At 62.0% G+C, this 1,046-nt stretch carries 1 pseudogene and 1 other annotated feature; the pseudogene reads right to left on the bottom strand.

The features are described from left to right. Nucleotides 1–969: pseudogene (locus tag B7Z76_RS16260) on the bottom strand (IS3 family transposase); the annotation flags it as partial. After that, nucleotides 626–742 (bottom strand) — a sequence feature (AL1L pseudoknot). (Overlaps the previous pseudogene by 117 nt.) Nucleotides 970–1,046 lie beyond the last annotated feature (77 nt).

Genomic DNA, 1,046 nt, shown 5'->3' with positions numbered 1-1,046 from the left:
GGCGGTTGTTGAACCAGTCCACCCATTCGAGTGTGGCGAATTCCACTGCTTCTGCATTCCGCCAAGGGCCACGAGGGTGGATGACCTCGGCCTTGAACAGGCCGTTGATAGTTTCGGCGAGGGCATTGTCGTAGGAATCGCCGACGCTGCCGACGGACGGTTCGATGCCGGCCTCCAACAGGCGCTCGGTGTATTTGATCGAGACATACTGGCTGCCCCGGTCGCTGTGATGGACGAGGCCGCCGCCACGCATCGGGCGTCTGTTGTGAAGAGCCTGTTCCAGGGCATCGAGGACGAAACCGGCATGCGCCGTGCGGCCGACCCGCCAGCCGACGATACGCCGGGCGAATGTATCGATGACAAACGCCACATATACAAAGCCTTGCCAGGTCGCGACATAGGTGAAGTCCGACACCCATAGGGCATTTGGCCTTGAGGCATAAAACTGCCGGTTCACCTTGTCTCGTGGACAGGGCGCAGCGGAGTTGCTGACCGTCGTCTTCATCGGCTTGCCGCGGATCACGCCGGCCAGTTCCATCTGCTTCATAAGCCGCGCGCCGCGCCGCGCACGGGGCGGCAAGCGGTTTGGGTCAATACGGCGTGCAGCATGCTCATAGTAGGTCGACGGAGCGATCGGCAGCATCCGGCAGATCGGCTCGACACCGTAGACCTCACGATGCGCGTCGATGAACGCGATCATGGCTTGTACCGGCGGTCGAGCTCCGCCATCGCAAAATAAGCCGATGCCTTGCGCAGGATCTCGTTCGCCTGGCGTAGCTCCCGGACCTCTCGTTCCAGAGACTTGATCCGCTCCTGGTCAGCACTCGTCGGACCGGGCCGTAGCCCCTGATCGCGCTCCGCCTGGCGAACCCACCCCCTCAGTGTCTCGATCGTGCAGCCGATCTTCGGTGCTATCGAGCCGATCGCTTCCCATTGCGAAGCATGATCCTTGCCATGCTCCAGCACCATCCGGACCGCTCGCTCCCGGACCTCAGGCGAATACCGAACCGATGTCTTCCGCTTTTCCAGCGCTCCATCCTACTCAA

It is taken from the genome of Acidiphilium sp. 20-67-58, assembly GCF_002255515.1.
Lineage (GTDB): Bacteria > Pseudomonadota > Alphaproteobacteria > Acetobacterales > Acetobacteraceae > Acidiphilium.
The sequence above is the reverse complement of the archived record's forward strand: the minus strand, read 5'-3'. Positions and strand labels throughout refer to the sequence as shown.